Origin of the sequence: Mycobacterium sp. IDR2000157661, from assembly GCF_022317005.1 — a bacterium.
Classification (GTDB): Bacteria; Actinomycetota; Actinomycetes; order Mycobacteriales; family Mycobacteriaceae; genus Mycobacterium.
In genome coordinates this window covers 345,870-369,196 of the sequence record NZ_CP081006.1, presented here as the reverse complement: position 1 = coordinate 369,196, position 23,327 = coordinate 345,870, and the positions used below count along the sequence as shown (strand labels likewise).

At 65.8% G+C, this 23,327-nt stretch carries 26 protein-coding genes; 18 read left to right on the top strand and 8 right to left on the bottom strand.

Going from position 1 to position 23,327, the window contains the following annotated elements:
* The first annotated feature begins 29 nt into the window (after nt 1–29).
* From K3G64_RS02675 to K3G64_RS02665, 3 genes are all read left to right on the top strand, one after another.
* Complete coding sequence (locus K3G64_RS02675; protein WP_238888803.1) at nt 30–1,250, top strand: lipase family protein; 1,221 nt, start codon at nt 30–32, stop codon at nt 1,248–1,250.
* Between the two features lie 74 nt (nt 1,251–1,324).
* Nucleotides 1,325–2,530, top strand: a complete 1,206-nt coding sequence (locus K3G64_RS02670) for a hypothetical protein (RefSeq protein WP_238888801.1) — start codon at nt 1,325–1,327, stop codon at nt 2,528–2,530.
* 2 nt (nt 2,531–2,532) lie between these two features.
* Nucleotides 2,533–3,090 (top strand): YdcF family protein, encoded by a 558-nt coding sequence (locus tag K3G64_RS02665; protein ID WP_238888800.1) that lies wholly within the window; start codon nt 2,533–2,535, stop codon nt 3,088–3,090.
* 156 nt (nt 3,091–3,246) lie between these two features.
* Here K3G64_RS02665 and K3G64_RS02660 read toward each other — a convergent pair whose 3' ends face one another.
* Nucleotides 3,247–3,624 (bottom strand): hypothetical protein, encoded by a 378-nt coding sequence (locus K3G64_RS02660; protein ID WP_238888798.1) that lies wholly within the window; start codon nt 3,622–3,624, stop codon nt 3,247–3,249.
* 8 nt (nt 3,625–3,632) lie between these two features.
* On the bottom strand, nt 3,633–4,061 hold the full coding sequence (locus tag K3G64_RS02655; protein ID WP_238888796.1) for a hypothetical protein: 429 nt from the start codon (nt 4,059–4,061) through the stop codon (nt 3,633–3,635).
* A 78-nt stretch (nt 4,062–4,139) separates the two neighbouring features.
* Here K3G64_RS02655 and K3G64_RS02650 point away from each other — a divergent pair, with 78 nt between their 5' ends.
* Nucleotides 4,140–4,928 carry a biotin--[acetyl-CoA-carboxylase] ligase gene (locus tag K3G64_RS02650; RefSeq protein ID WP_238888794.1) on the top strand — a complete coding sequence of 263 codons (789 nt, stop codon included), beginning with the start codon at nt 4,140–4,142 and terminating at the stop codon, nt 4,926–4,928.
* Nucleotides 4,929–4,935: 7 nt separating this feature from the next.
* Here K3G64_RS02650 and K3G64_RS02645 read toward each other — a convergent pair whose 3' ends face one another.
* Nucleotides 4,936–5,757 carry a class I SAM-dependent methyltransferase gene (locus K3G64_RS02645; protein WP_238888792.1) on the bottom strand — a complete coding sequence of 274 codons (822 nt, stop codon included), beginning with the start codon at nt 5,755–5,757 and terminating at the stop codon, nt 4,936–4,938.
* A 195-nt stretch (nt 5,758–5,952) separates the two neighbouring features.
* Here K3G64_RS02645 and K3G64_RS02640 point away from each other — a divergent pair, with 195 nt between their 5' ends.
* From K3G64_RS02640 to K3G64_RS02630, 3 genes are all read left to right on the top strand, one after another.
* Nucleotides 5,953–7,200 (top strand): lipase family protein, encoded by a 1,248-nt coding sequence (locus K3G64_RS02640; protein ID WP_238888790.1) that lies wholly within the window; start codon nt 5,953–5,955, stop codon nt 7,198–7,200.
* A 135-nt stretch (nt 7,201–7,335) separates the two neighbouring features.
* Nucleotides 7,336–7,989 carry a hypothetical protein gene (locus K3G64_RS02635; protein WP_238888788.1) on the top strand — a complete coding sequence of 218 codons (654 nt, stop codon included), beginning with the start codon at nt 7,336–7,338 and terminating at the stop codon, nt 7,987–7,989.
* Between the two features lie 4 nt (nt 7,990–7,993).
* Nucleotides 7,994–8,134 carry a hypothetical protein gene (locus tag K3G64_RS02630; protein WP_238888787.1) on the top strand — a complete coding sequence of 47 codons (141 nt, stop codon included), beginning with the start codon at nt 7,994–7,996 and terminating at the stop codon, nt 8,132–8,134.
* Nucleotides 8,135–8,192: 58 nt separating this feature from the next.
* Here the strand turns inward: K3G64_RS02630 and K3G64_RS02625 are convergent, their stop codons facing one another.
* Nucleotides 8,193–8,354, bottom strand: a complete 162-nt coding sequence (locus K3G64_RS02625) for a hypothetical protein (protein WP_238888786.1) — start codon at nt 8,352–8,354, stop codon at nt 8,193–8,195.
* Nucleotides 8,355–9,039: 685 nt separating this feature from the next.
* On the opposite strand from K3G64_RS02625, the gene K3G64_RS02620 reads away from it, so the two are divergent.
* On the top strand, nt 9,040–9,789 hold the full coding sequence (locus K3G64_RS02620; RefSeq protein ID WP_238888785.1) for a class I SAM-dependent methyltransferase: 750 nt from the start codon (nt 9,040–9,042) through the stop codon (nt 9,787–9,789).
* Nucleotides 9,790–9,806: 17 nt separating this feature from the next.
* Here the strand turns inward: K3G64_RS02620 and K3G64_RS02615 are convergent, their stop codons facing one another.
* Nucleotides 9,807–10,775, bottom strand: a complete 969-nt coding sequence (locus K3G64_RS02615) for a class I SAM-dependent methyltransferase (protein WP_238888784.1) — start codon at nt 10,773–10,775, stop codon at nt 9,807–9,809.
* A gap of 179 nt (nt 10,776–10,954) precedes the next feature.
* On the opposite strand from K3G64_RS02615, the gene K3G64_RS02610 reads away from it, so the two are divergent.
* Genes K3G64_RS02610 through K3G64_RS02600 form a run of 3 tightly spaced genes read left to right on the top strand, consistent with a single transcriptional unit; the run spans nt 10,955 to nt 13,626 of the window.
* Nucleotides 10,955–12,280 (top strand): cytochrome P450, encoded by a 1,326-nt coding sequence (locus K3G64_RS02610; protein WP_238888783.1) that lies wholly within the window; start codon nt 10,955–10,957, stop codon nt 12,278–12,280.
* On the top strand, nt 12,196–13,083 hold the full coding sequence (locus tag K3G64_RS02605) for a class I SAM-dependent methyltransferase (protein WP_238888782.1): 888 nt from the start codon (nt 12,196–12,198) through the stop codon (nt 13,081–13,083). The genes K3G64_RS02610 and K3G64_RS02605 overlap by 85 nt, the downstream gene beginning before the upstream one ends.
* A gap of 24 nt (nt 13,084–13,107) precedes the next feature.
* On the top strand, nt 13,108–13,626 hold the full coding sequence (locus tag K3G64_RS02600; RefSeq protein ID WP_238888781.1) for a PH domain-containing protein: 519 nt from the start codon (nt 13,108–13,110) through the stop codon (nt 13,624–13,626).
* On the opposite strand, the gene K3G64_RS02595 is transcribed toward K3G64_RS02600, so the two are convergent.
* Nucleotides 13,581–14,249 (bottom strand): GtrA family protein, encoded by a 669-nt coding sequence (locus K3G64_RS02595; RefSeq protein ID WP_238888780.1) that lies wholly within the window; start codon nt 14,247–14,249, stop codon nt 13,581–13,583. The two genes, K3G64_RS02600 and K3G64_RS02595, sit on opposite strands and share 46 nt — an antisense overlap.
* 128 nt (nt 14,250–14,377) lie before the next feature.
* On the opposite strand from K3G64_RS02595, the gene K3G64_RS02590 reads away from it, so the two are divergent.
* The 4 genes from K3G64_RS02590 (at nt 14,378) to K3G64_RS02575 (ending at nt 18,082) form a co-directional block, all read left to right on the top strand.
* Entirely contained in the window at nt 14,378–15,541 is a 1,164-nt protein-coding gene (locus K3G64_RS02590; RefSeq protein WP_238950365.1) for a 5-(carboxyamino)imidazole ribonucleotide synthase, read from the top strand.
* On the top strand, nt 15,528–16,049 hold the full coding sequence (purE, locus tag K3G64_RS02585) for a 5-(carboxyamino)imidazole ribonucleotide mutase (RefSeq protein WP_238888779.1): 522 nt from the start codon (nt 15,528–15,530) through the stop codon (nt 16,047–16,049). The genes K3G64_RS02590 and purE overlap by 14 nt, the downstream gene beginning before the upstream one ends.
* A 50-nt stretch (nt 16,050–16,099) precedes the next feature.
* Nucleotides 16,100–17,266, top strand: a complete 1,167-nt coding sequence (locus K3G64_RS02580; RefSeq protein ID WP_238888778.1) for an acyl-CoA dehydrogenase — start codon at nt 16,100–16,102, stop codon at nt 17,264–17,266.
* A gap of 201 nt (nt 17,267–17,467) precedes the next feature.
* Nucleotides 17,468–18,082 carry a hypothetical protein gene (locus tag K3G64_RS02575; RefSeq protein WP_238888777.1) on the top strand — a complete coding sequence of 205 codons (615 nt, stop codon included), beginning with the start codon at nt 17,468–17,470 and terminating at the stop codon, nt 18,080–18,082.
* A 17-nt stretch (nt 18,083–18,099) separates the two neighbouring features.
* Here the strand turns inward: K3G64_RS02575 and K3G64_RS02570 are convergent, their stop codons facing one another.
* Together K3G64_RS02570 and K3G64_RS02565 are read right to left on the bottom strand one after the other, a co-directional pair.
* Nucleotides 18,100–18,819: a TIGR03089 family protein gene (locus tag K3G64_RS02570; RefSeq protein WP_238888775.1), complete on the bottom strand. Its 720-nt coding sequence runs from the start codon at nt 18,817–18,819 to the stop codon at nt 18,100–18,102.
* A 2-nt stretch (nt 18,820–18,821) separates the two neighbouring features.
* Nucleotides 18,822–20,291 carry an LCP family protein gene (locus K3G64_RS02565; RefSeq protein ID WP_305071271.1) on the bottom strand — a complete coding sequence of 490 codons (1,470 nt, stop codon included), beginning with the start codon at nt 20,289–20,291 and terminating at the stop codon, nt 18,822–18,824.
* A gap of 67 nt (nt 20,292–20,358) precedes the next feature.
* On the opposite strand from K3G64_RS02565, the gene rfbD reads away from it, so the two are divergent.
* Genes rfbD through K3G64_RS02550 form a run of 3 tightly spaced genes read left to right on the top strand, consistent with a single transcriptional unit; the run spans nt 20,359 to nt 23,280 of the window.
* The gene (rfbD, locus tag K3G64_RS02560; RefSeq protein WP_238888773.1) at nt 20,359–21,249 is read left to right on the top strand and encodes a dTDP-4-dehydrorhamnose reductase; all 891 of its coding nucleotides are present in this window, start codon (nt 20,359–20,361) and stop codon (nt 21,247–21,249) included.
* Nucleotides 21,250–21,298: 49 nt separating this feature from the next.
* On the top strand, nt 21,299–22,207 hold the full coding sequence (locus K3G64_RS02555) for a glycosyltransferase family 2 protein (protein WP_238888771.1): 909 nt from the start codon (nt 21,299–21,301) through the stop codon (nt 22,205–22,207).
* Nucleotides 22,198–23,280 (top strand): sugar phosphate nucleotidyltransferase, encoded by a 1,083-nt coding sequence (locus K3G64_RS02550; protein ID WP_370647068.1) that lies wholly within the window; start codon nt 22,198–22,200, stop codon nt 23,278–23,280. Before K3G64_RS02555 ends, K3G64_RS02550 begins: the two co-directional genes overlap by 10 nt.
* Nucleotides 23,281–23,327 lie beyond the last annotated feature (47 nt).

The window sequence follows — 23,327 nt, the reverse complement described above, 5'->3', positions numbered from 1 at the left end:
TCCTGAGACGCAGTCGAGGCGGCCGCAGAATGTTCGTCGGCATTCTGACCGTCGCCGGTTTGGTGCTCAGCGGTTGCCAAGTCCGTGAACCTGTCACCGCGCCACCGTGGAATGAGAACGCCGGGCCCGCGCCGATCACGGTTCCCTACCCTCAAGTCGCACCCGAGGTCTGGGCGGAGCGCGGTTCGGTGAGCCTGGAAGAACCGCTGCCCGACGATCTCGATCCCGCTCTCGTGGACGCTATCGGTGCTGGCACCCGCGCCGTGTACGCCTCGGTCTACGGCGTGGACGGGTCGCCCACTGAGGTCTCCGGTGCCTTCTTCATTCCCAAGGGCGAACCGCCGGCCGGCGGGTGGCCCGTGGTCGCGATGGCACATGCGACGGTGGGGACGACAACCGACTGTGCCCCGTCTGTGCGGTCGGATCTGTTGGGCTATTCCCCCGGTGTCGTCGAGATGGTCAAGAAGGGATACGCCGTTGCGCTCCCGGACTATCAGGGGCTTGGAATGCCCGGCTTCCACCCATACCTCGAGCCTCGGACGGCGGCGTTCAACGTCATCGACTCGGTACGCGCGATGCAGCAGATCTATCCCCAGGTGTCGTCTCGGTGGCTGGCCCTGGGCGGTTCGCAGGGCGGGCAAGCTGCGTGGGCGGCCAACGAACTCGACGACTTCTACGGAGGCGGACTCGAGCTCGTCGGTTCTGTCGCGGTGGCGCCGCCCGTCGACATGAGCCCGATGGCCGAGATGGCCTATGACGGGACGTTGAACACCGGGCAGCTCGGTCTGACCCCGTTGCTTCTCACCTCCTTTGAGCAGATGTACCCCGATTTCCCGATCTCGAGGTTCTTGCACGGCAAGGCGCTGGAGTTGAGATACTCCGCGGTCGGTTGCACCCTCGACGCGCAGCGGATGCGGATCCAGATCACTCCCGATGACGTTCGGCCAGAGACTCGTGAAGACGCCGACATGCTGCGGGAGATGCTTCGCGCACTTGCGCTTCCGGAGCGGCCCTTGGCCGCACCGATGCTCGTGATCAACGGGTTGAACGATCTGTTGGTCTTGCCGGTCTGGGTTTCGACGGCCATTGCGCGCGCCTGCGAACTCGGCGGAAAGATCGCCCACTATCCGGTCCCCGACGGCGGGCATGGCAATCTGCGAGCGGACCAGAAGTTCGTCGAGGAATGGGCCGCCGCCCGATTCGCCGGCCAACCGGCTCCATCCAATTGCCCTCAGGACACGCAAAAGTGACGAAATCGACCGCACGAGTCGCATGGCAGGATGTTCCATTCGCGAAGGGCAGGATCTGGGTCGTATGCGGCCCAGTGTCCCCGCTGACGCCCGAGTTGGTGTCGCGGATGCTCAACAACATGGCCGCCCATGGTCCCGCGACGAGGGTCGGGCTCATTCCCACCGGGGGAACCCGCAAATGGAAATTCGACCGACGGCCCGGTGACACCGCCGTCAACGCCGATCTGAGCTTTGACGACCACGACGTCAACGAGATGCTCACGCAGTTCATGCAGACGTCGCCCGACGTACCCATTCAGGTGGTCGCTCCGGGGGCCGGTGACTACGTATGCATGTATGTCGACCACGGCGTCGGAGACGCTCATCTCATCATCGAGATGTTCGTCGCGTTGTCCCAGGCGGCCAGGTACGGCGACTTCGTGCCGCCGCTTCCCGGCTCGATGACGGCGCCGCTACTTTCGTGCTTCTGGAACGCGACCAAGTCGGAACCGAAGGGCATGTGGTCGGATGCCGTGGAATTGGTGAAGTCGGTGACGAATCGAAGGCGGTCGGGCGGGAGCGCTCCCTTGGATGCGCCTGCCAAGCAGCCGGCCGGCCAACGTGGCACGGCCACCGCTGTTTTCGTCAAGAGCCGGATGGGCTATCTCGACGAGTTGCGCGCGTACCGCGCCGCCACCGGGCAGACGGCCACGGTGACGACCTACGTCATCCGGTCGCTCTATCATGCATTCCGCGATGCCGGTGTCGACTTGTCCGACGACGTCCTCGTGATGATGGACTTGCGACGGTTCCTTCCGCCGGAGCAGTTCTCCCTGGCCAACCTCAGCGCGCCGGTCGTGCTTTCGGTGACTCCGGACATGTCGGCGGAGGAGGTCACGCTCGCGGCGCTTCCGCTGGTGACCTCGCGCAAACCGTTGTTGCGGATGATGGGCAGATCGTTGGCGGCACGCCTGAAGGGGTTACCGGCCGCCGAGGATGTGGTCGAGTCTCATGGCGTAGGCCCCAAGCGGCCCCTTACTCTGTCGATCTCCGATGTGACGAAGATCCCGGCCTCCGGCAAGATGTCGTGGCCGCCCGGATTGCAGCCCGAGGACATCAACCTCGCGATCGCTCTGGAATCGCCCGACCCGTCCTACGTCAACATCTGCATGATCACAGCTCCGGAAGATCGCGCAATGCACCTGACCGCGACGTTCTATGACTCACGGCTGGATCCCGAAGTGGTTCGTGCCGCGCTGAAGAGTGCGCTCGAGATCCCCGGATCACCTCGGCCGCAATAGTGATGCGTGCGATTGTGCTGACGATCGCCGCGGTGACCGCCAGCGCCAACGTCGTGCTGTGCGGCGCAGGCTATTTCGTGTTCAATCGTGCCGCAACCGACCCTCATGGTCAGGCGGATGCGATAGTGGTTCTCGCAGGTGAGCACGACGGTCGCGACGAGTACGGAATTTCGTTGGCGCAACGGGGTTTTGCCAGGACAGTGATCCTGTCCGATCCCTACCCCCGCGACGACAGCGTCATGCGACGCCTCTGTCCGGCCCGTTATCACGACATCGAGGTGAAGTGCCTGCGACCGAGCGCGACAACCACGCGGGGCGAAGCTGAGATGATTCGCGACCTGGTGGACCAGCAGCAGTGGCGCAGGCTGATAGTCGTCACCTGGCGATTCCACATACCCCGCGCACGGATGATCTTCGGTCAGTGTCTGCCGCCCGCGACCGAAGTCGCCTACGTCGCCGTTCCGCGTCAGTACCAATACTCGCTGGCGGTGTGGGAGCTTCAGTACCTGTATCAGTACGCGGCCCTGGCGAAGGCGGTGGTGGCGTCCTCGTGTGGCTAGAACTCGTGGTCGATGGACCGCTTCGCCCTACCTGATGAGGTCTCTCACACGCGGCCGCTGCCGGCCACTTCGGCGCCGCTGACCTGGCTCGGCGCTCGGTCCGGGGTCGCGGCAGGCGCGGGCATTTCCTGTTGCTTCCCTGATCGTCGACGGGCCTCAATGGGTCGCTCTGAGGTAGAAGAACGCCCCGGCGATCACCATGTACGTCGCCGACGCCGCAGTCGCGCCGCAGAGCGTGGTGAGGGCCAAAATACCCGCGGATCGACGCAGCAGTGACCACACCTCTGCGACGTCTCGCGGCGCGGTCGGCGGCAGCAGCGTGGACAGGAACGGCGCAGCCGTTCCCAGCAGGCCGTAGCTCAGCAAGGCCGCCAACGGGCTTTCCGGATTGACGAAACCCAGCGCGCCGGCCACGGCTCCGGCGAGCGCGCTGACGACGACATTGAACAGCAGTACGGTCCGCCACCCCCATCTGCGTCGCCAGGCGACGAGCAACACCATTGATGCCGCACCCGCACCGATGGCAACGAGCATCAACTCGATCAATTCGCCGCACTCCAGAATTCCCGTTTGCGCGACCGAAACGCCAGCGCCGCGAACATGCCTGCGCACGCGCCCACCAAACCGCACACCGGGACCAGGACGAGCACCACCAGGCCTGCGGCCGCCTGTGTGCTGATCCCTATGGCCGCGTATTGGCTCAAGCTCGCTGCGCCCGCGCAGCTTCCCAGTATGAAAGCCCGAAGGTTGCCCTCTCGCAAGGCGGTGAAGGTGAATCCAGCGACGAACATCGCTCCGCCTACCGTTATTGCCAGGCTCGCGACGCCGCCTGCCGGGAAGCCTTGAATCGCGGGAAACGCCGGAGGCATCGGCCACAGCCGACCGAGCAGGAACCGCACGAGCGCGCCGATGACGACTCCCGCGACCGCGTATCGCTGTGACGACGTCACGGTGCGGGACGACCTTGGCACCCGCAGAGGCTACGTCACCGGCCAAACCGTCAGCAAGGCGATCGACCCGCTGGTCCCCGTGTTCCGTATGCTGCCGCTGTGCGCCGTGAACCGCTCGACCAACGAGCCCTGAACGACGCGCTCACGCCGCCGTGGCGACGGGTCGAGATCGTCGCCGAGACCGGGTCCACCAACGCCGACCTGCTCAGCCGTGCGGCCGGCGGCGAGGACATCGACGGCACGGTGCGGTTCGCAGAGCATCAGACCGCGGGACGGGGGCGCAGTGGACGTGCGTGGTCGACCGTGCCGTATTCGCAGATCTCGATGTCGGTGGGTGTGGACGCTGCGAAGGTGCCGGTTGCCGGGTGGGGATGGCTGCCGCTGGCGGCCGGCGTCGCCGTCGTCGATACGGTGACCTCGCTGGGGGTGGCCGCGGCCCGTCTCAAATGGCCGAACGACGTCCTGGTCGAAGACCGCAAGCTGGCCGGCATCCTCACCGAGGTGTCGCCGGGCGGCGCGGTCGTCGTCGGGATCGGGCTGAACGTGGCGTTGCGCGCCGACGAGGTGCCTGGTGCTTCGTGGCTGCGGCAACTGCAGGTCGATATCGACCGCACCGAGCTGGCCGGCCGGCTGTTGCACGAGCTCGGTGCCCGCATCAGCGCATGGCGTGCCGCGGGCGGTCCCGACGAGACGCTGATCGCCGATTACCGCGACCGCAGTTGCACGATCGGGACGACCGTTCGCGCCATCTTGCCTGGAGGGCGCCAGATAGTGGGCGTGGCAAGGACAATCGACGAGCAGGGCAGGCTGTGCATCGACACCGAGGAGGCGGCCGGCGAAGTCGCGGTGTCGGCCGGCGACGTGGTGCACCTACGGCCGAGGGATTGAGGTCGGCCTATCCGAACTCCAACAGGGTCGTGCTCGGCCTGATGCGCCGATACCCCGGGATGCGGTCGAGGACCGGCAGGAACTCCAGCCGGTAGCGGCCGCGACCGGTCGGCGTGCGGACGTCGTGAGCGGCGCTGATCCCGGGGATGCGCTGGGCGAGCGCCATGCCCTCGTCGGCGCTGAACCCGAACGGCATCCGCGGCGACTCGTAGCGGCTGGACAGGTCCACGCCCCGCAGCGTGCGACGGCTCAACCAGTGGGGGATTGAGTCGAAGATCATCTGACCGCCCGGAAAGCGCTGGGCGCAATCGGAGATCAGACTCAGCACGTCATCGGGCTCGAAGTACATGAACAACCCCTCGGCGGTGATGATCACGCCGTTGGAGCTCTCGACGCGGTCCATCCAACTGCGGTCCAGCGCCGACTGTGGCAAGGCGACTACCCGCTCGTCGCGTGGAAGCAGTTGCCGTCGAACCGCTATCACCGGCGGCAAGTCGAGGGAGTACCACGTCACGTCGTCGCACCCGCCTGCGACGTCGAGACGCCAGAAGCTGGTTTGCAGGCCCTCGGCCAACGCGACAACCGACGCCTTCGGGTGAGCGCCAAGGTAGGCCCTCGTGACGCGGTCATACATCGAGGCGCGCAGTGCGAACGCCTGATTGGGCTTGCCGAACTTGGAGTAGTCGTAGTCGATCTTGTCGGCGAGCTCCACCGCCAGCGGGTCGTCGATGGCGGCGTCGGGGCGTTTGGCTTCGACCGCCCGGTTGTGCAAAGCCCACAGCGAGGTCGCCGAGACGCCCGTCAACCTGTTTCCATCGATCCTGTCCACCGCAGCAACCTAACAAAATGCATGCACCGCGAACCGCACACGTGCCGAGTGCGGACGACGGCCTGCCGATTGCGAGTGAGTGATCTTTACTGGTCGGAGTTTCGGGGGCAGGCCGCTGGACACATCCACCCGCCGCATCATTACAGTGGTGGGCACGCTAGCAAAGGGTCCTTTGTGTTCAATGACATGAAAACGATGTCGATCGTCATGATCGCATGCGGTCTGGTGGTGTCCGGTGTGGCCGCCTGCCGGGCGGACCCCGTCGTGACCGAGGACCTGACGGGTCCACCCATCAGCGCAGAGCCGGATCTGCCGCCCCCGCACGTATGGCTACCGCTCGACGAGTTCTACGAGCGTCCGGCCAGGATTCCGCCCAAGCCCGGCGTCCTGCTGAAAAATGACCGCTTGACGGACCGACTGCTTCCCCCGAGGTCACGTGCCTGGCGCATGATGTATTCGACGCGGCTCCCGGATAACACACCGGCCACCGCGGTGGCCACGGTGCTCGCGCCGGAGCGGCCCTCGCCCCAGCCCAGTCCGGTGATCCTGTTCCAACACGGGACCGTCGGGATCAAACAGAAGTGCATGCCGTCGACCATGACCACTCCCTTCGAAGGGGTGCCCGGGCTGGAAGAGGTGGTCAGAAGGGGCTGGGTGGTGATCGCGACCGACTACCAAGTCGATGGCGACGGCGTCATACCGTTCCTCGTGGGCGAAGGTGAGGCGCGTAGCACGCTGGACTCGTTGCGGGCAGCTCGGCAGATGCCGGAGCTGCAGCTGGCCAACCGTGCGGTGGTCTGGGGTCACTCGCAGGGCGGCCACGCGGCGTTGTGGACCGGGATCGCGCGCGGGGACTACGCACCCGACATCAAGTTGTCGGGCATAGCCGCGTCCGCCCCGGCGACAGATCTCGAAGAGCTCGCCCGAATCTACGCACAAGGTGTCGCGGCCGCCACCTCGGCTCCCTACCTCGCCACCGCCTACAGCCAGTACTACCCGGACGTCCAGTTCGACGATGTCGTGCCGGAGGGGGCGCGGGAGATCTCGCGCGAGATCGCCGATCTGTGCCCTGAACCCCAGGAGTTGCTTCGGTTGCAGCAACTGGGATCTGAATTGGGTGCGGCGACGGTGGCGCCGATGTCTGCGACCGGACCGTTCGCGGACCGGCTGCGCGAGAACACCCCGAATCAGACCATCGACGTACCGGTGCTGGTCGTGCAGGGGCTCACCGATCCTGTGATCCCGCCGTCGGTCACCGACGCGTTCGTCGATCGGCAGTGCGCAGCCGGACAGGACCTTGCCTACTGGCGGGTTGTCGACCGCGACCATAATACGGTGTTGGCGGCAGACGGCCAGATACCGGAGATGCTCGTCTCGTGGACCGACGATCGCCTGGCGGGCAAGATTCAGACGGGTTGTCAGACAACCACTTTGCGCGGCTAACGCCGGTCACTGCGAGGAAAGGACGCCGAATTGCTCCAAGCATTATGCTGGCTGCTTCCGCCGTGTGCTCTCAAGAATCGCATACTCGCGAGATTCGGCCATAGCATCTCGCCGACCGCCCGAATCGGGCCGACCGTGGTGCGCCGAGTCGCGTGCTTGGAGATCGGCGATGATGCACGGCTCGGCCTTTTCAACGTCTTCAGCGGGCTGCGGATGGTGCACCTTGATCGCTATGCCGTGATCGAGTCGTGGAACTGGGTCTCGGCGAACCCCGCGTTCCGGCAGGTCAACCCGCAGGCCGGCACATTTTTCCTCGGGTACAGTGCGAAGCTCGGGAGCCGAAACTACGTCGACGCCTCCGGCACCGTCGTGCTGCGTGACTACGCCGCGGTGGGCGGCCACCGTGTCTTCATCCAGACCCACGAACCGGATTTCAAGCTCTACTTGCAGCGGGTGGGCCGCATCACCGTCGGACATCACTCGCTGGTGGGTAGCTGCGCGGTGATGCTGAAAGATGCCTACTTACCGGATCAGTCGCTGCTGGCGGCGAATTCGACCATGACGTCGGCGTCGGCGCGCGACCGCAAGCGAGGTCTGTACGCCGGGTCGCCCGCCGTATGGAAGCGCGAGACGATCGGGCGCTACTTCGACCGCCTGGAACGCTCTATGACGGAGTTCGCCGTCGACGGTCCGATGGGTGTGTTGGAGGAGGATCTCGACGCGGCGAAGCGTCAACTCTCGGCAGAGCACCGACATTCGCAGGCGAAACCACCATCGTCCCACCACTGACGCCATGGCCGATCAGGAGCTGGTGCGCGGGTTCTACACCGAGGCCGGCGTCGGCGGCTTCAGCCACGTCGACCGGCACAATTGTTTCGCGCGGATCACACCCAAAGGCCTCGGCGATCCCACTCCCAAGAGACCGCGGTGGTGAATTCTTCGACAGGCGTTCCTAGTATGTCGCCGACCACCTGGGTCGACACAGGGCTCTCTCAGGCAAGCCACCACACTGCAACCCCGCCTCCCAGCGACAGTGACATCAGCCCCATGATGGCGACGCCCAGCCACACCCTGTTCATCACCAGCAGTGCGGTGACCCAAAGAAAGCAGATGAGTAGGGCACTAACCCACGCAACCGCGGCCACAGTCTTCATCTACTGGTTGGCGGAACTCATGGCCCGTTTCTGCGCGGCGCGCCGCTCGTCTCGCGCAGCCTCGCGCTGCTTCCATGCCGTTGCGTATTCGCGGTACTCCGCCCGTTTGACGGGATCGTCGGTACCTCGGAGAACAGCCCACCCAATCGCCGCAAGGCCGGCGGCGATGGCGACAGTAATCCCAGGTCTCATGCCCGGCACTATAGCGCGCGGCTGCGAAGCGGCCCAATCTTGACGACGGTGGCGACCGGCCGGCGTTGCCGGAACGCGGAGGGTCGAACTGAGGTTTGTAGGCGACCAACGGTTGGTGAAAGATATCGTCGCAGATCATCGTCACGCCGAGGTTGTCAGCCAACTCTGCTCAATGTCACGAAACACGTGGTATTGCGATCGAGCGACCGGGGTTGTCACCGAAATCGTTTGCTGGGTGCGCACACCTCGGCGGTACCACGATGGCTGCCGACCTCTCGCGAGGCGCAGATGGTGTCCATGAGCAAGGGAGTGGGCCGGCCATCGCCGGCACCTAACAGGACCTCCTCGCGGCGGATTGCGAGATACTGGAGATCACGTTTCACATGCTATGGATCGGCTGGCCGACAAGCTCGAGACTGGTTGCCAAGCAACGACTTTGCGTCGTTGAGCGGTACCCTTCACACACGAAGTTCGACGTACATAGACTGACGTGGTGGACAACGAAGAGTTGGTGCGGCGGTTCTACCCGGAGGCTCGTGTCGGTGGGTTCAGCCATGTGGACGGTACCGTTGCGTTCTATTCGCAGCTCGCGTCCATCATGAGCCCGGCAGACATCGTCCTGGACTTCGGTGCCGGACGTGGTGAACCGATTCACGACGACACCGTCGACTATCGGCGAGATCTGTCCAACCTGATGGGGCGATGCGCGCATCTAGAGGGATGTGACGTCGACGATGTCGTACTGCAGAACCCATTCTTGGACCATGCCGAAGTGATCAGTCCCGAATCTCCGCTTCCGTATCCCGACAACCGGTTCGACATCGTCGTGGCCCGCTCCGTTCTCGAGCACGTGGACAACGCCGAACACATTGCGCGAGAACTGATGCGAGTCGTGAAGCCGGGTGGGGTGATCGCCGCCGTCACTCCCAACAAGTATGGATACATCGCACTCGGTGCAAGGGCTGTGCCTAACCGAATGCACGTCAAAGCGCTCAAACGCATCCAACCGCAGCGCAAGGCCGAAGACGTCTTCCCTACTCGGTACAAACTGAACACCGCAGCCGCGCTGCGACGGGCATTCGGACCCGATGCCGAGGTCCACGTCGCCTACTGGTCGGCCGAGCCGGCGTATCACTTCGGGCGCCCGACCGTCTACCGGTTCATCAAGTGGATGAACAAGCATCTACCGGCTGTGCTGCAGCCGGTACTTCTCGTCTACATCCGCAAGCGGAAGTCGGCCTGAAACCGCGTTCACTCGAGCTAACCACTCGGATCGGCGACGACTTCAAGCCATATCGACGCGGGGAAGTCGCCGTCCGCGTTCGCATCCGCGACACCACGATCGGTCTTCATCGGGTTGTTGTACGTCGGGATGATCTCCTGAGCTCGCTCGAGTGCCCTGTCGTGGATGAGTGCGCAGGCGAACCGAATCTCGAACCGGGGATTGTCTGCCAGGTAGGCATGAAGCAGCACGGATTCCGACCAGAAGAACAGGTCGTGCGACAACACCAGCGGCGCGTAGTCGTAGGGCATGGTCACGTCGTGGAAGTGCACGAACACACCATTGGCCAGCCGCGGCAGTACTTCGAGAATCAGATAGTTGACGTCGCTTCCCGGTGACACGGTGTGCGTCGAGTCGATGAACAACAGGTCGCCGGGACCCAGCGCCGCGAATTCCGACGCCGCCAAGTCCTGGACCGGAACGTCACGCAGCGTTATGGCACCGTTGGACCCCAGCCGCCTCAGGTAGTCCGTGGGATAGGGGTCGACGCAGGTGAGGTCCAGCTGAACGCCGGCCTCCTTGGCGGCGCGCAACACGACCGACGTAGACGCGCCCGCGCCGATTTGCACCACTCGCCGGGGCGTGCGAGTTCGCACGAAGCAGTACAGCAGGTCGGTTTCGATCGGACCGAAGCCGACGGCGCCGTTCTCCATTGCTGCGTACTCGTACAAACCCAAGGCCGGAAGCGTGGCGGCCAGCTCACGAGGGCAGGTCTCGCGCAACCATTCGAGCTGTCCATCGATGTCAGTGCCCGCCACTCCTACCATCGAGTAGGGTCGCTGCCAGCGACGATCGCTCTTGAGTGCGCGGATGTCGGGGATCTCGCTGTAGAAGTGTCGCGGCAGCACGTCCACGCCCACATGCTGGCCGACTTCAAACAGGTTGCGGAGCCGAGCCTTTCCCCATTCCTTGATGGTTCGAACACGTTGATCGCGCGCAGCCGCCATGTGCCCAGTGTGACATGGCTCCGACAGGAGGGGATTCGCAGCACACGATTGCCTGCGCCCTGAAGTGATCGGGTCGAGGCTGCCGACTGGAAGTCCGACCCGACCCTCGAGCAAACCCACGATATGCTTGGCCGGATGTTGAGAACAGCAGCTTCGGCGGTGTCCATGGTGGCGGCATTATGAGTAGTGCGATCGCGCAGTCCGTGCGGCTGCCACCTGGACCGAAGTGGCCGGTCTACGCGCAAGGCATCGCGTTCCTGGTCGCCAGGCGCCGCGTGATGGAGTCGCTTGCCAAACGCTACGGCACCGAGTTCACCATGACGCTGCCGTTTCGTCCCATGGTGGTGCTCAGCGATCCAGCGTTGGTGAAAGAGCTGTTCCAGACGTCGACAACGTTGGTGCAGGGCGTCGAGCCCAACCTCGATGTCGTATTTGGGCCTGGTTCTACGTTCGGACTGCACGGGGAGGACCACCGCCGTCGCCGCAAGTTGCTCGTCCCGTCGTTTCATGGCAACCGGATGCGGGCCAATGAGGGTGTCGTCGAGGAGGAGGCGCTCAAGGAGATCGCCTCATGGCCGGAGGGCGAGGAGTTCCCGGTGCTGGAGTCGATGATGCGCATCACCCTCAACTCCATCTTGCGGGCGGTGTTCGGAGCGGAGGGCACCGAACTCGACACCTTGCGCGAACTCATGCCGCGGCTCATGAAGCGGGCGTCGGTGATGGCAATCCTGCCGCAGTTGCGTCATGACTGGGGCCCACGGAGCCCGTGGGGCCGCTATATGACTTCACGGCGCGAGTTCGATGGCGTCATCCGTTCGCTCGTCGAAGACATCAAAAAGGATCCGAATTTCGAAGAGCGAGTCGACGTGCTCTCGCTGTTGGTGCAATCCACCTACGAAGACGGCACACCGATGTCGCTGACCGAAATGGCGGATGAGATGTTCACCTTACTCGCCGCTGGTCACGAGACCACGGCCACGTCGTTGGCGTGGGCGGTGGAGCGGCTGCGCCGCCATCCGGACATCCTGTCCCGGTTGACCGACGAGATCGACGCTGGTGGTTCTGATTTGCTTCAAGCCACGATCAACGAAGTTCAGCGCTGCCGTCCGGTCATCGACGCCTGCGCGCGCCAGGTGATTGAGGAGCCGGTGACGATCGGCGAGTGGGTAATCCCGAAGGACAACATCATTCGCGTCGACATCGGCCTCATCCACCAGAACGAAGCCGTATATCCGGAGGCCCACCGGTTCAACCCCGATCGATTCCTTCACGACAAGCCCGACTTATATGCATGGGTGCCGTTCGGCGGCGGAAACCGGCGTTGTATCGGCGCGGCGTTTGCGAACATGGAGATGAACGGCGTGTTGACGACGATGCTGCGAGAGGTTCGGCTGGAACCCACTGCCGCGCCGGCGGAGAAATGGCGCAACCGCGGCGTAGCGGCCGCGCCGAACCGCGGCGGTCGTGCGGTGATCCGCCGCCGGAACAAGAACGCGGCGAAGTAGCTTTCGGTGATGCTCGGCGTGCACGTTATGGTTCTGTTATGGCGTTGAATTCGCTTTCGGTGGCGGTTGCCGCTGCACGTCTGGCGGTGACGCGGCCCCTCGAGCTCGTCGACAGGTTCGAAGGCATGCGCGAGGTGCGGCGGATGGGTCCGCACGCTGAGATCGCCGATGCGCGGACTGACGTCTACGACGCGGTGCACGTGAGCTGCGGGGTTTCGGCGTGCAGTAGCTGCGCGGAGGAGATCGCAGCGATGACCGCCGAGGTGAATTCTCGTCTGTCCGAAGAGCATCTTCATGATGGCGGCAACACTTTGGCGCAGACGCTCTGGATCCTCATCAGGCACCGCAAACCCGCCAGGATCGTCGAGACGGGGGTGGCCCGCGGAATCTCGTCAGCCTTTCAACTCGGTGCGCTGGCAGCCAACGGTGAAGGTCAACTCTGGAGCATCGATTTGCCGCCGGTGCGCGGCGACTGGCAGGTGGAGACCGGTGATGCCGTTCCGGAACGCCTGAAAGGGCGATGGACCTACATCAGGTCTTCGAGCCGCCGGGGGCTGCCGCCGCTGCTGGCTGAACTCGGCGCCATCGACATGTTCGTGCACGACGGGCTACACACTGCGGAGACGATGACGTTCGAGTTCCATCACGTGTGGCCATACCTGGCGGACAGCGGAGTACTGGTCGCCGATGACGCCGATGCCAACGTCGCGTTCGTCGATTTCTGCCGACGCGCCGCGCTGGAGCCGTTGGCGTTGATCGAAGCTGAAAAGGGCTCGGTGGTCGGAGTCGTCAACAAGAAGTAGGCCGCAAAGCTGTACAGTCCAGCAGTGGCTTATCCGGAGAACGTGCTGGCCCACGACGAACATGTGGTCCTCCACCGGCATCCGCACTGGAAGCGCTTGACCGTACCGGTGCTCGTCTTGATGGTCATCACCGCCGTGTCGGCCCTCGGGGCCGGTTACGTCAGCAGCACGAATTGGGACACCACCGCCAGGCAGGTCGTCCTACTCGTCATCTTGGCTGTCTGGCTGTTGATCGTGGGTTGGCTGGTGGTCTGGCCTTTCCTCAATTGGCTGACAACCCATTTCGTCGTCACCGACCGACGGGTCATGTTCCGCCACGGCCTGATCACTCGTGCAGGCATCGACATCCCGTTGTCGCGGATCAACAGTGTCGAGTTCCGCCATGGTCTTATCGACCGAATGTTGCGGACCGGCACGCTGATCATCGAGTCAGCGGCGCAGGATCCTCTCCACTTCCAGGACATCCCGCGCGTCGAGCGTGTCCATTCCTTGTTGTATCACGAGGTTTTCGACACTCTGGGTTCCGGGGCATCGCCAAGCTGAGGATGTCGCCGTGCGCGCCGACCGGGGCGACGCAGCGGGGTTACGTTGCCTTCGCGCAGGCTCGGATCGCGCTGGTCCTCCAGCACCTCGGCGATGCCGCCCGCCGTGAGCGACTCGATGGCCTTGTCCGGATTGCGGCCGAACTCGTCTGGGAACACCCAGCGGCGGAACGCCCAGAACCGGAAGGCCATCTGCAACAGGTTGCCGATGATGTAGGCGGAAATGAAGTCGGCGACGTTCTCGACGGTCAGCGACACATCGGGTACGCGTAGCTGCAGCACATAGCTGGAGAACCACAGCGGGGCCATCGACAGCAACACCCCGACACCGCTGAACCCGAAGAACATCAGGGCCTCGTGATGGCGCTCGCGCCCACCGCGGTCCCGAAAACTCCATTCGCGGTTGAGTATGTAGGACGCGATGACCGCCACGATGCCAGCGATGATCTTGGCTGTTACCGGCTTGGGCTCCAATACCGTCAGCTTCAGCGTGTAGAACACCGTTGAGTCGATGACGAAGGTGGTCGCGCCGACGATCGCAAATTTGATGAGCTCGTGGTGTCGTTCGAAGTAGGGCCGGATCGGACGCGGCAGCCGCGCGATCGTGGCATCGGTGAAGGACACAACTGCGCAGTCTACGGAAAACCGGCCTTTGACGGGAACTCGCGCAGGTGACCGCGGTAAATCAGCTACCCGACGCATGACACCATATGCGGGTGCCAGGGAATCCGAGTGCACCCCCGGTGGTCGCCATGATCGGCGGTGGGCAACTGTCCCGAATGACCCATCAGGCTGCCATTGCGCTCGGTCAAACGCTGCGCGTACTGGCCGCTACCCCCGACGATGCGGCGGCCCAGGTCACCCCCGACACGGTCATCGGCGCCCACGACGATCTTGACGCGCTGCGCCGCGTCGCCGCGGGAGTGACCGCGGTGACCTTCGACCACGAGCATGTGCCCGGCGAGTTACTTGAAGAACTCGTCGCCGAGGGCGTCACCGTCGCACCGCCGCCGTCGGCGCTGATCCACGCCCAAGACAAGCTGGTGATGCGGCGCCGGTTGGCCGCGCTCGGCGCGCCGGTGCCGCGATTCGCGGAGATCACCGATGTCGCCGACCTCGACGGGTTCGCGGCAACCGTGGGGGAGTCGATGGTGGTAAAGGCGGCGCGCGGCGGCTACGACGGACGTGGTGTGACGTTGGCCGGCGACCTCGCCGAGGCCCGTCGAACAGTGGAGCGATACCTGGCCGACGGCGTTGCCGTGCTGGTGGAGGAGAAGGTTCTGATGCGCCGGGAACTCGCGGCGCTGGTGGCGCGCTCGCAGTTCGGGCAGGGCGCGGCGTGGCCCGTCGTGGAGACCGTGCAGCATGACGGGATCTGTGTGGAGGTGGTCGCCCCCGCCCCCGATCTCGACAGTGAGCTCGGTATCGGCGCAGCGCAACTGGCACTGCGGCTTGCCGACGAACTCAAGGTGGTGGGGCTGCTCGCCGTCGAGCTGTTCGAGACCGTCGACGGCAGGCTCTTGGTCAACGAGTTGGCGATGCGACCGCACAACTCCGGCCACTGGACGATGGACGGCGCACGTACGAGCCAGTTCGAGCAACACCTCCGGGCGGTGCTCGACTATCCGTTGGGTGACACCACGCCGATCTGGCCGGTGACGGTGATGGCCAACGTCCTCGGCGCGGCGCAGCCACCCACCATTAGTCTCGATGAACGCCTCCATCATCTTTTCGCCCGGATGCCGGAGGTCAAGGTCCACCTTTACGGCAAGGCCGAGCGACCGGGTCGCAAACTCGGTCACGTGAACGTGACTGGAGGAGACGGCGCCGTGACGGAGTTGCGCGAGCGGGCGCGGCGCGCGGCACGTTGGCTGTCACATGCGGAATGGGACGATGGATGGGATGCGCATGGCTGATGAACGGTCCACGCCTCGGGTCGGTGTGATCATGGGCAGTGACAGCGACTGGCCGGTGATGCAGGACGCCGCCGTTGCGCTCAGCGAATTCGACATTCCGTTCGAGGTGGGCGTGGTGTCAGCGCATCGGACTCCCGGTCGGATGCTGGACTACGCCCGCGGCGCGGCCCCCCGAGGCATCGAGGTGATCATCGCGGGCGCCGGAGGCGCTGCGCATCTGCCCGGCATGGTGGCTGCCGCCACTCCACTTCCGGTCGTCGGGGTACCGGTACCTTTGGACAGGCTCGACGGGCTCGACTCCTTGCTGTCGATCGTGCAGATGCCGGCGGGGGTGCCCGTCGCAACGGTGTCGATCGGTGGGGCCCGCAACGCGGGGTTGCTCGCGGTGCGCATCCTGGGATCGGGCGACCCGCAGTTGCGTGGGCGCATCGAAGCATTTCAGGCCGACCTCGAGACGGCGGTGCTGCAGAAGGACGCGGCGTTGCGCGAGCGCTTGCTCGATTACTGAACGCAGCCGCAAACACGGTAAAGTTACCGGTGAGTAGCTAGGAGGCAACGATGGCTCAATGGAGTGGAAACCCGTCGTTTGATCTTTTTCAGTTGCCCGAGGAGCACCATGAGCTGCGTGCCGCCATCCGGGCGCTGGCGGAGAAGGAGATCGCGCCCCACGCCGCTGACGTCGACGAGAACTCCCGATTCCCCCAGGAGGCGCTGGAGGCGCTCAACGCCTCGGGGTTCAACGCGGTTCACGTGCCCGAGGATTACGGCGGGCAGGGGGCCGACTCGGTGGCGACGTGCATCGTCATCGAAGAGGTGGCCCGGGTGGACGCGTCGGCGTCGCTCATCCCCGCCGTGAACAAGCTTGGCACCATGGGCTTGATTCTGCGCGGCTCGGATGACCTGAAGAAGAAGGTGTTGCCCGACCTTGTCGAGGGGCAACTTGCCTCGTACGCCCTCTCTGAGCGGGAGGCGGGCAGCGACGCGGCGTCAATGCGCACCCGCGCGAAGGCCGATGGCGACGACTGGATTCTCAACGGCGGAAAGGCGTGGATCACCAACGGCGGGAAGTCCTCCTGGTACACCGTGATGGCGGTGACCGACCCCGACAAAGGAGCCAACGGTATTTCGGCATTCATGGTGCACGCCGATGACGAGGGTTTCACGGTCGGCGCCAAGGAGAAGAAGCTCGGCATCAAGGGCTCGCCGACCGCCGAACTGTACTTCGAGAACTGCCGAGTTCCGGGTGACCGGATCATCGGCGAGCCCGGAACGGGCTTCAAGACAGCGCTGGCCACTCTGGATCACACCCGGCCGACCATCGGCGCGCAGGCGGTCGGCATCGCGCAAGGCGCTCTCGACGTGGCGATCGAATACACCAAAGACCGCAAGCAGTTTGGCCAGTCCATCAGCGAATTCCAGGCCGTCCAGTTCATGCTCGCCGACATGGCGATGAAGGTCGAGGCGGCCCGGCTGATGGTCTACACCGCTGCAGCGCGCGCAGAACGCGGGGAGGGTGACCTCGGGTTCATCTCGGCGGCGAGCAAATGCCTCGCCTCGGACGTGGCGATGGAGGTCACCACCGATGCCGTGCAGTTGTTGGGCGGTGCCGGCTACACGCAGGACTTCCCGGTGGAACGAATGATGCGCGACGCCAAGATCACTCAGATCTACGAGGGTACGAACCAGATTCAGCGGGTGGTCATGTCGCGCGCGCTGCTCAAGTAACGACCCGTCACGCCGATCCGATGGATAGAGCGAGGTGGGGCGGGCAGTCGGTTTCGGATTACTCGGCGGTGTTATACCCTGCATTTGCTAGCTAATTCAGTCGGTGGGGAAGAGGACGTGATGGAACGCGACAACGAGAGCGGCGCTGTGACGGCAGATGCGCTGGACGGTCGCCGGCGCGGAACGTCACAGCGGCGGCTGATGGCCGTCGTGGCCGGTGCCGGGAGCGCCCTGCTCGCCGCAGGCGGCATAGTGGCCGCGGTGACCATGTCGGCAGGTGCCCAACTGCCATTCTCGCCCGAGGCGGCAGCTACGGTGACTGCGACTCCAGGGTTCGGTTCGAACCGGGACAGCGGCTTCGATCTGCGGCGACCGCAGTTCACGGCTCAAGCCCCCGCGACACCCGGCCAGGTGGAGTGCATTCCCAACCTGTCGCGGACCGCTTGCCCGCCTGTGCGCGATCGCGCTGATTCGGCGGCCGCAGGCTGGATGAACGAAGCTCAGGGTCCCTACACGGCGATTCAGAGTTCGCTGCAGACTGCGGCTAGCGAGATGCAGGCGCAGAACATGGACGGAGTGCGCAGCGCCTGCAAACAGATCCTTAGCAACAGCCAACGGCTGCGCAATACCCTGCCCAGCCCGGACGAGGCGCTCACCGCCGAAGTGGAAGGTGCGGTCAGCGAGCTGATCACCGCGGCGAACATGTGCCTCGGGCCGGACGCCACCTCGAATGCACAGGCACTCATGTCCCACGTCGAGCAGGCCAACGCGCATTTCGCCAACGCGCAGCAGATCATGGAGAGTAAGTCGCCCTAGACGGCGTGCGTCGCGGCTCACTCGATGACGCGGCTGACCTTTTCGACTTGTCTGCGCCTGTCCAACGCAGTCGGCTCCGGATTGCAAACCTGCACCAACGACGCCCCTGAGATGAAGACAGCCAGAAGGTTGTCGACCAATTCGGTAGGTGTCGCCCACTGCTTGGTGGACAACACCCGATCAAGCGCTGTGAAACCGCGACTGTCAGCGGAAGTCCGCGCCTGCGCGAGGACCTCGTCGGGCGACCGCCCCGCCAGCGCGGCACCCGGGTGGCGCTCCGGGACGATCTGATCGCCGTGCACCCGCACGGCCGTCGCGTAGTCGGTCAGCCCGACGGGCAGGTCGGGTACCGGCTTGCCGAACGGATCCAGCGACAGCACCGCGATCTCGCCCATCCCGACGGCGCTGTCGGCGTCGGCCAACCGGTCGATGGTGCACAGCGCGACATCGGCCTGCCCCTGGTCGGTGTCCAGCACGGCTTCCGCCCCGATCCACCAGATCCCGAACAACACCGCCGCGGTCTGCCAGTGCGGGGGCAGCAAGACCGCCACACGACTGGCCGGGCCGGCGCCGAGCTCGTCGCGCAGCAGGTTGGCCGTCTTGGCCGCCCAGTTCGCCAGCGTGGCCGTCGACAGTTCGATGCGCTCGCCGGTGCCGTCGTCGTAGTAGGTGATCCGCGGACCGGCGGGGTCGGCGGCCATGAGCGGATCGAGAATCGCCGAACTGACTGTCGTCACGGCTAGTTGACGCACTCCGGGTCGGCCGAGCCGGCGGTCAGGATCGGTGACGGCGGCGGCGTGCCCTCGGCAGAGTCGCCGCCCATGGCGACGGCGTCGGTCGCCAGCAGCGGGTCGGTGCCGTCGAGGCCCGATCCCGGTCCGGTGTAGTCGTCGGCGAGCACCACGCGCACCGTCCCCGGCGCTACCGTGGCGTCCTCGACGACCGGCAGCCCGCCGAGATCCTTGGCAACGGCGGCAGCGCCGAGGTCGTCGGTCCTGGCCGCCAGCACCTGGCTGCCGGTCACCGGGGCGCCTTCGTGGTTGCCGGTGCCGCCCGGCGTGAACCCCTTGGTGGTCAACACCTGTGACACCGCGCCGGCCAGGCCGTTGATGTCGGTGGCGTTGACCACGTCGACGGTGGTCTTGTCCGGGGTGTAGGCCAATTCCTCGGTCTTGCCCTCGTCCTGGTCGTGCAACAGACCCTCGACCCAGGTCTTCACCTCACCGGCGTCGACGCGAACGACGCTCTGCATACCGTCGTCGCTCCAGCCGGCCTCCTCGAGCACCGGGACCGTCGCGAACGCGACATTGCCCGCGGCGAGCTTCTGCAGCTGCTCGGCGAATTCCATGACGTCCCAGCCGTCGGAGAGCACCACCGAGCGCTGGACCGCTTCCTGTAGGCGGTTCAGGGTGGTGGGACTCGACAAGGTCTTGCTGGAGATCACGTCGTGAGCCAGCGAAGCCATCACGGCCTGCTGCCGGGTCACCCGGTCGAGATCGCCGCGTGGCAGGTCATGCCGCTGCCGAACGAAGCTCAGCGCTTGCGGACCGTTGAGCTTCTGCCACCCCGCGGGGAAGTCGGCGCCCGAAAGCGGTTCGTAGACAGCATCTTTCAAGCACACATTGACGCCGCCGAGGGCATCGGTGATCAACGCGAAGCCGAGCAGACCGATCTCGGCGTAGTGGTCGACGGTGACACCGGTGAGGTTTGCGACGGTCTTGATCAACGCCTCGCGACCCGCCTCGTTCGCCTCGGGCTCAGCCTGGGCCGGGTCCATGCCGTCCTGTTCGACGAGTTCGATCATCTTCTCGGCGTGTTCGGAGCCGTAGACGCCGTTGATCTTCATCTTGCCCACACCCGGCGCCTCCACGTAGGAGTCGCGGGGGATCGAGATCGCCGTCGCGGACTTCCCGTTGTTGGGGATGCGGATCAGGATGATGGTGTCGGTGTTGGTGGCCTCGTCGTCGCCGGCGCGCAGGGTCGCCAGCTCCTGCTGCGACAGGGGGTTGCCATGGGCGTCGGTGCGGCTGTCCATGCCGACCAGCAGCACGTCGATCGCGCCGTCCTCGCCGCCCTCACCGAGGGCAATCGGCGAGATGTGGTTGATGCCCGACTCGAACGAGCGGATCTTCCCCCACGCGACACCCGTTCCCACCACGATGGCCAATGCCGTCGACACGGCGATGACACGGAGCATGCGAGCGGGCATCAGCCCAGGCTACTTGCGGAAGGGGCGCAGACCCGGTAGCGCGGATCGGCGTGCCAGACTCGTGATCATGTCTGCCCGAATCGTTATTCCCGGCGCGGGCGGGATGGTCGGCCGGCGCCTGGCGGCCCGCGTCCGCGGTCAGGGCCGCGAGGTGCTGGCGCTGACGTCGTCGGACTGGGACATCGCCGACGCCGACGCGGCGGGCCGCTTCATCGAAGCCGGTGACGTGGTGGTCAACTGTGCCGCCTACACCCAGGTCGACGCCGCAGAGGCCGAGGAGGCCCGCGCCTACGCGGTCAACGGCGATGGGCCCGGGCACATCGCCCGGGCCTGTGCGGAGGTCGGGGCGCAGCTTATCCACATCTCGACCGACTACGTCTTCTCGGGCGAGTTCTGCGGAGACCCGCGCCGCCCGTACGAGATCGACGACGACACCGGGCCGGTGAATGTATACGGGCGCACCAAGCTGGCCGGGGAGTCGGCGGTGCTCGCCGCGCTGCCGTCGGCGCACGTCGTCCGCACCGCCTGGATCTTCGAGGGCGCCGACGGCGCTGACTTCGCCGCCACCATGCGACGGCTGGCCGCGGGGGACCAGCCGGTGGAAGTGGTCGCCGACCAGATCGGCTCGCCGACGTATGTCGAGGACTTGGTCGCCGCGCTGCTCGAGGTGGCCGACGGAACCGTCCGCGCGCCGGTGGTGCACGCGGCCAACACCGGGGAGGCCAGTCGCTTCGAGCAGGCGCGGGCCGTGTTCGAGGCCGTCGGCGCCGATCCGCAACGGGTGCGCCCCGTTGGCACCGACCGCCATCCGCGGCCGGCGCCGCGGCCGCAGTATTCGGCGCTGTCGATCGAGCGATCGGTCGCCGCCGGGCTGACGCCGCTGCGCTCCTGGCGAGAGGCGGTGGCGGCCGCGCTCGCCGCGCCCGCCGACGGCGGCCCGATACCCTCTACGCCGTGAATGACGGACGGGCTGCGGCTCACGTGAGTTGCGGGAAGGCAGCCCTCGCGTGAGCGACGAACTGATCGTGGTGACGGTGACCTATTCGCCGGGACCGCATCTGGACCGGTTCCTCGCCTCGTTGGCACACGCCACCGACCGCGCGGTCACGGTGATCGTGGCCGACAACGGATCGACCGACGGCGCGCCAGAGGAAGCGGTGCAGCGCTATCCCAATGTCCGGCTCTTGCGCACCGGCGCCAACCTCGGCTACGGCAGGGCGGTCAACCGCGCGGTCGACGAGTATCTGTCGGATCCGGACGGCCCAGATTGCGCGGAGTTCCTGGTGGTGGCCAACCCCGACGTGCAGTGGGGCCCGCGCAGCATCGACCTGTTGCTGGAAGCCGCCGCGCGCTGGCCCCGGGCCGGCTCGTTCGGCCCGTTGATCCGCGATCCGGACGGTTCGGTCTACCCGTCGGCGCGCCACCAGCCGAGCCTGGTGCGCGGTGGCATGCACGCCGTGGTGGGTCCGTTCTGGAAGAAGAACCCGTGGACGGCCGAGTACCGCCAGGAGCGGCAGGAGCCCAGCGAACGCCCCGTCGGCTGGCTCTCCGGATCGTGTCTGTTGCTACGGCGCGCGGCCTTCGAAGAGATCAACGGCTTCGACGAGCGCTATTTCATGTACATGGAGGACGTCGACCTGGGTGATCGCCTCTCGCGCGCTGGTTGGCAGAACGTCTATGTGCCGGCGGCCGAGATTTTGCACGACAAGGGTCACGCGACAGGCCGCGACCCGGCGCGCAACTTGGCCGCCCATCACGAGAGCACCTACACTTTTCTGGCGGATCGGTATCCGATGCGGTGGCAGGGGCCGCTGCGCTGGACGATCAAGGCCGCACTCGCCGCGCGCGCGGGTCTGGTGGTCCGCAACTCACGGCGCGAACGGGCGAAAGGACGGCGAGGGCAGCGATGGCACTGAACCCCGCACAGGTGGACGCCGTCATATTGGTCGGTGGGCTCGGGACCCGGCTGCGGCCGCTGACACTGTCGGCGCCCAAACCGATGTTGCCGACGGCCGGTTTGCCGTTCCTGACGCACCTCCTCTCGCGCATCGCCGAGGCGGGCATCGAACACGTCGTGCTCGGCACCTCGTACAAGGCCGGTGTCTTCGAGTCCGAGTTCGGCGACGGCTCCAAGCTGGGCCTGCAGATCGACTACGTCGTCGAGACCGAGCCCATGGGCACCGGCGGCGGCATCGCCAACGTCGCGCCCAAGCTGCGCCACGATACGGCGCTGGTGTTCAACGGCGACGTGTTGTCCGGCGCCGACCTGCGCGCGCTCCTGGACAGCCATCAGGCCAGCGACGCCGATGTCACGCTGCACCTGGTGCGCGTCGGGGACCCGCGCGCGTTCGGCTGCGTGCCCACCGACGGCGACGGCCAGGTGACCGCGTTCCTGGAGAAGACGCAGGATCCGCCGACCGACCAGATCAACGCCGGCTGTTACGTGTTCAAGCGCGAGGTCATCGACCGCATCCCCAAGGACCGCGCGGTCTCGGTGGAGCGGGAGGTGTTCCCGGGCCTGTTGTCCGACGGTCTGCGCATCTGCGGTTACGTCGACTCGACGTACTGGCGCGACATGGGCACTCCGGAGGACTTCGTGCGCGGGTCGGCGGACCTGGTGCGCGGGATCGCGCCCTCGCCGGCCCTCGGCGGGCACCGCGGTGAGGAACTGGTGCACGACGGCGCGAGTGTGGCGCCGGGTGCGCTGCTGATCGGCGGCACCGTCGTCGGCCGGGGCGCGGAGATCGCAGGTGGCGCCCGGTTGGACGGTGCGGTCATCTTCGACGGCGCCCGCGTCGGCGCGGGCGCGGTGATCGAACGCTCGATCATCGGCTTCGGCGCGCGCATCGGCCCGCGGGCGCTGATCCGCGACGGCGTGATCGGCGACGGCGCCGACATCGGGGCGCGCTGCGAACTGCTGCGCGGGGCGCGGGTGTGGCCGGGTGTGACGCTTCCCGACGGCGGTGTCCGCTTCTCCACCGACATCTGATCTCAGTCCGCCGAGTGAGAAGCCACGGTCGTGCTCGACCGCGGCTG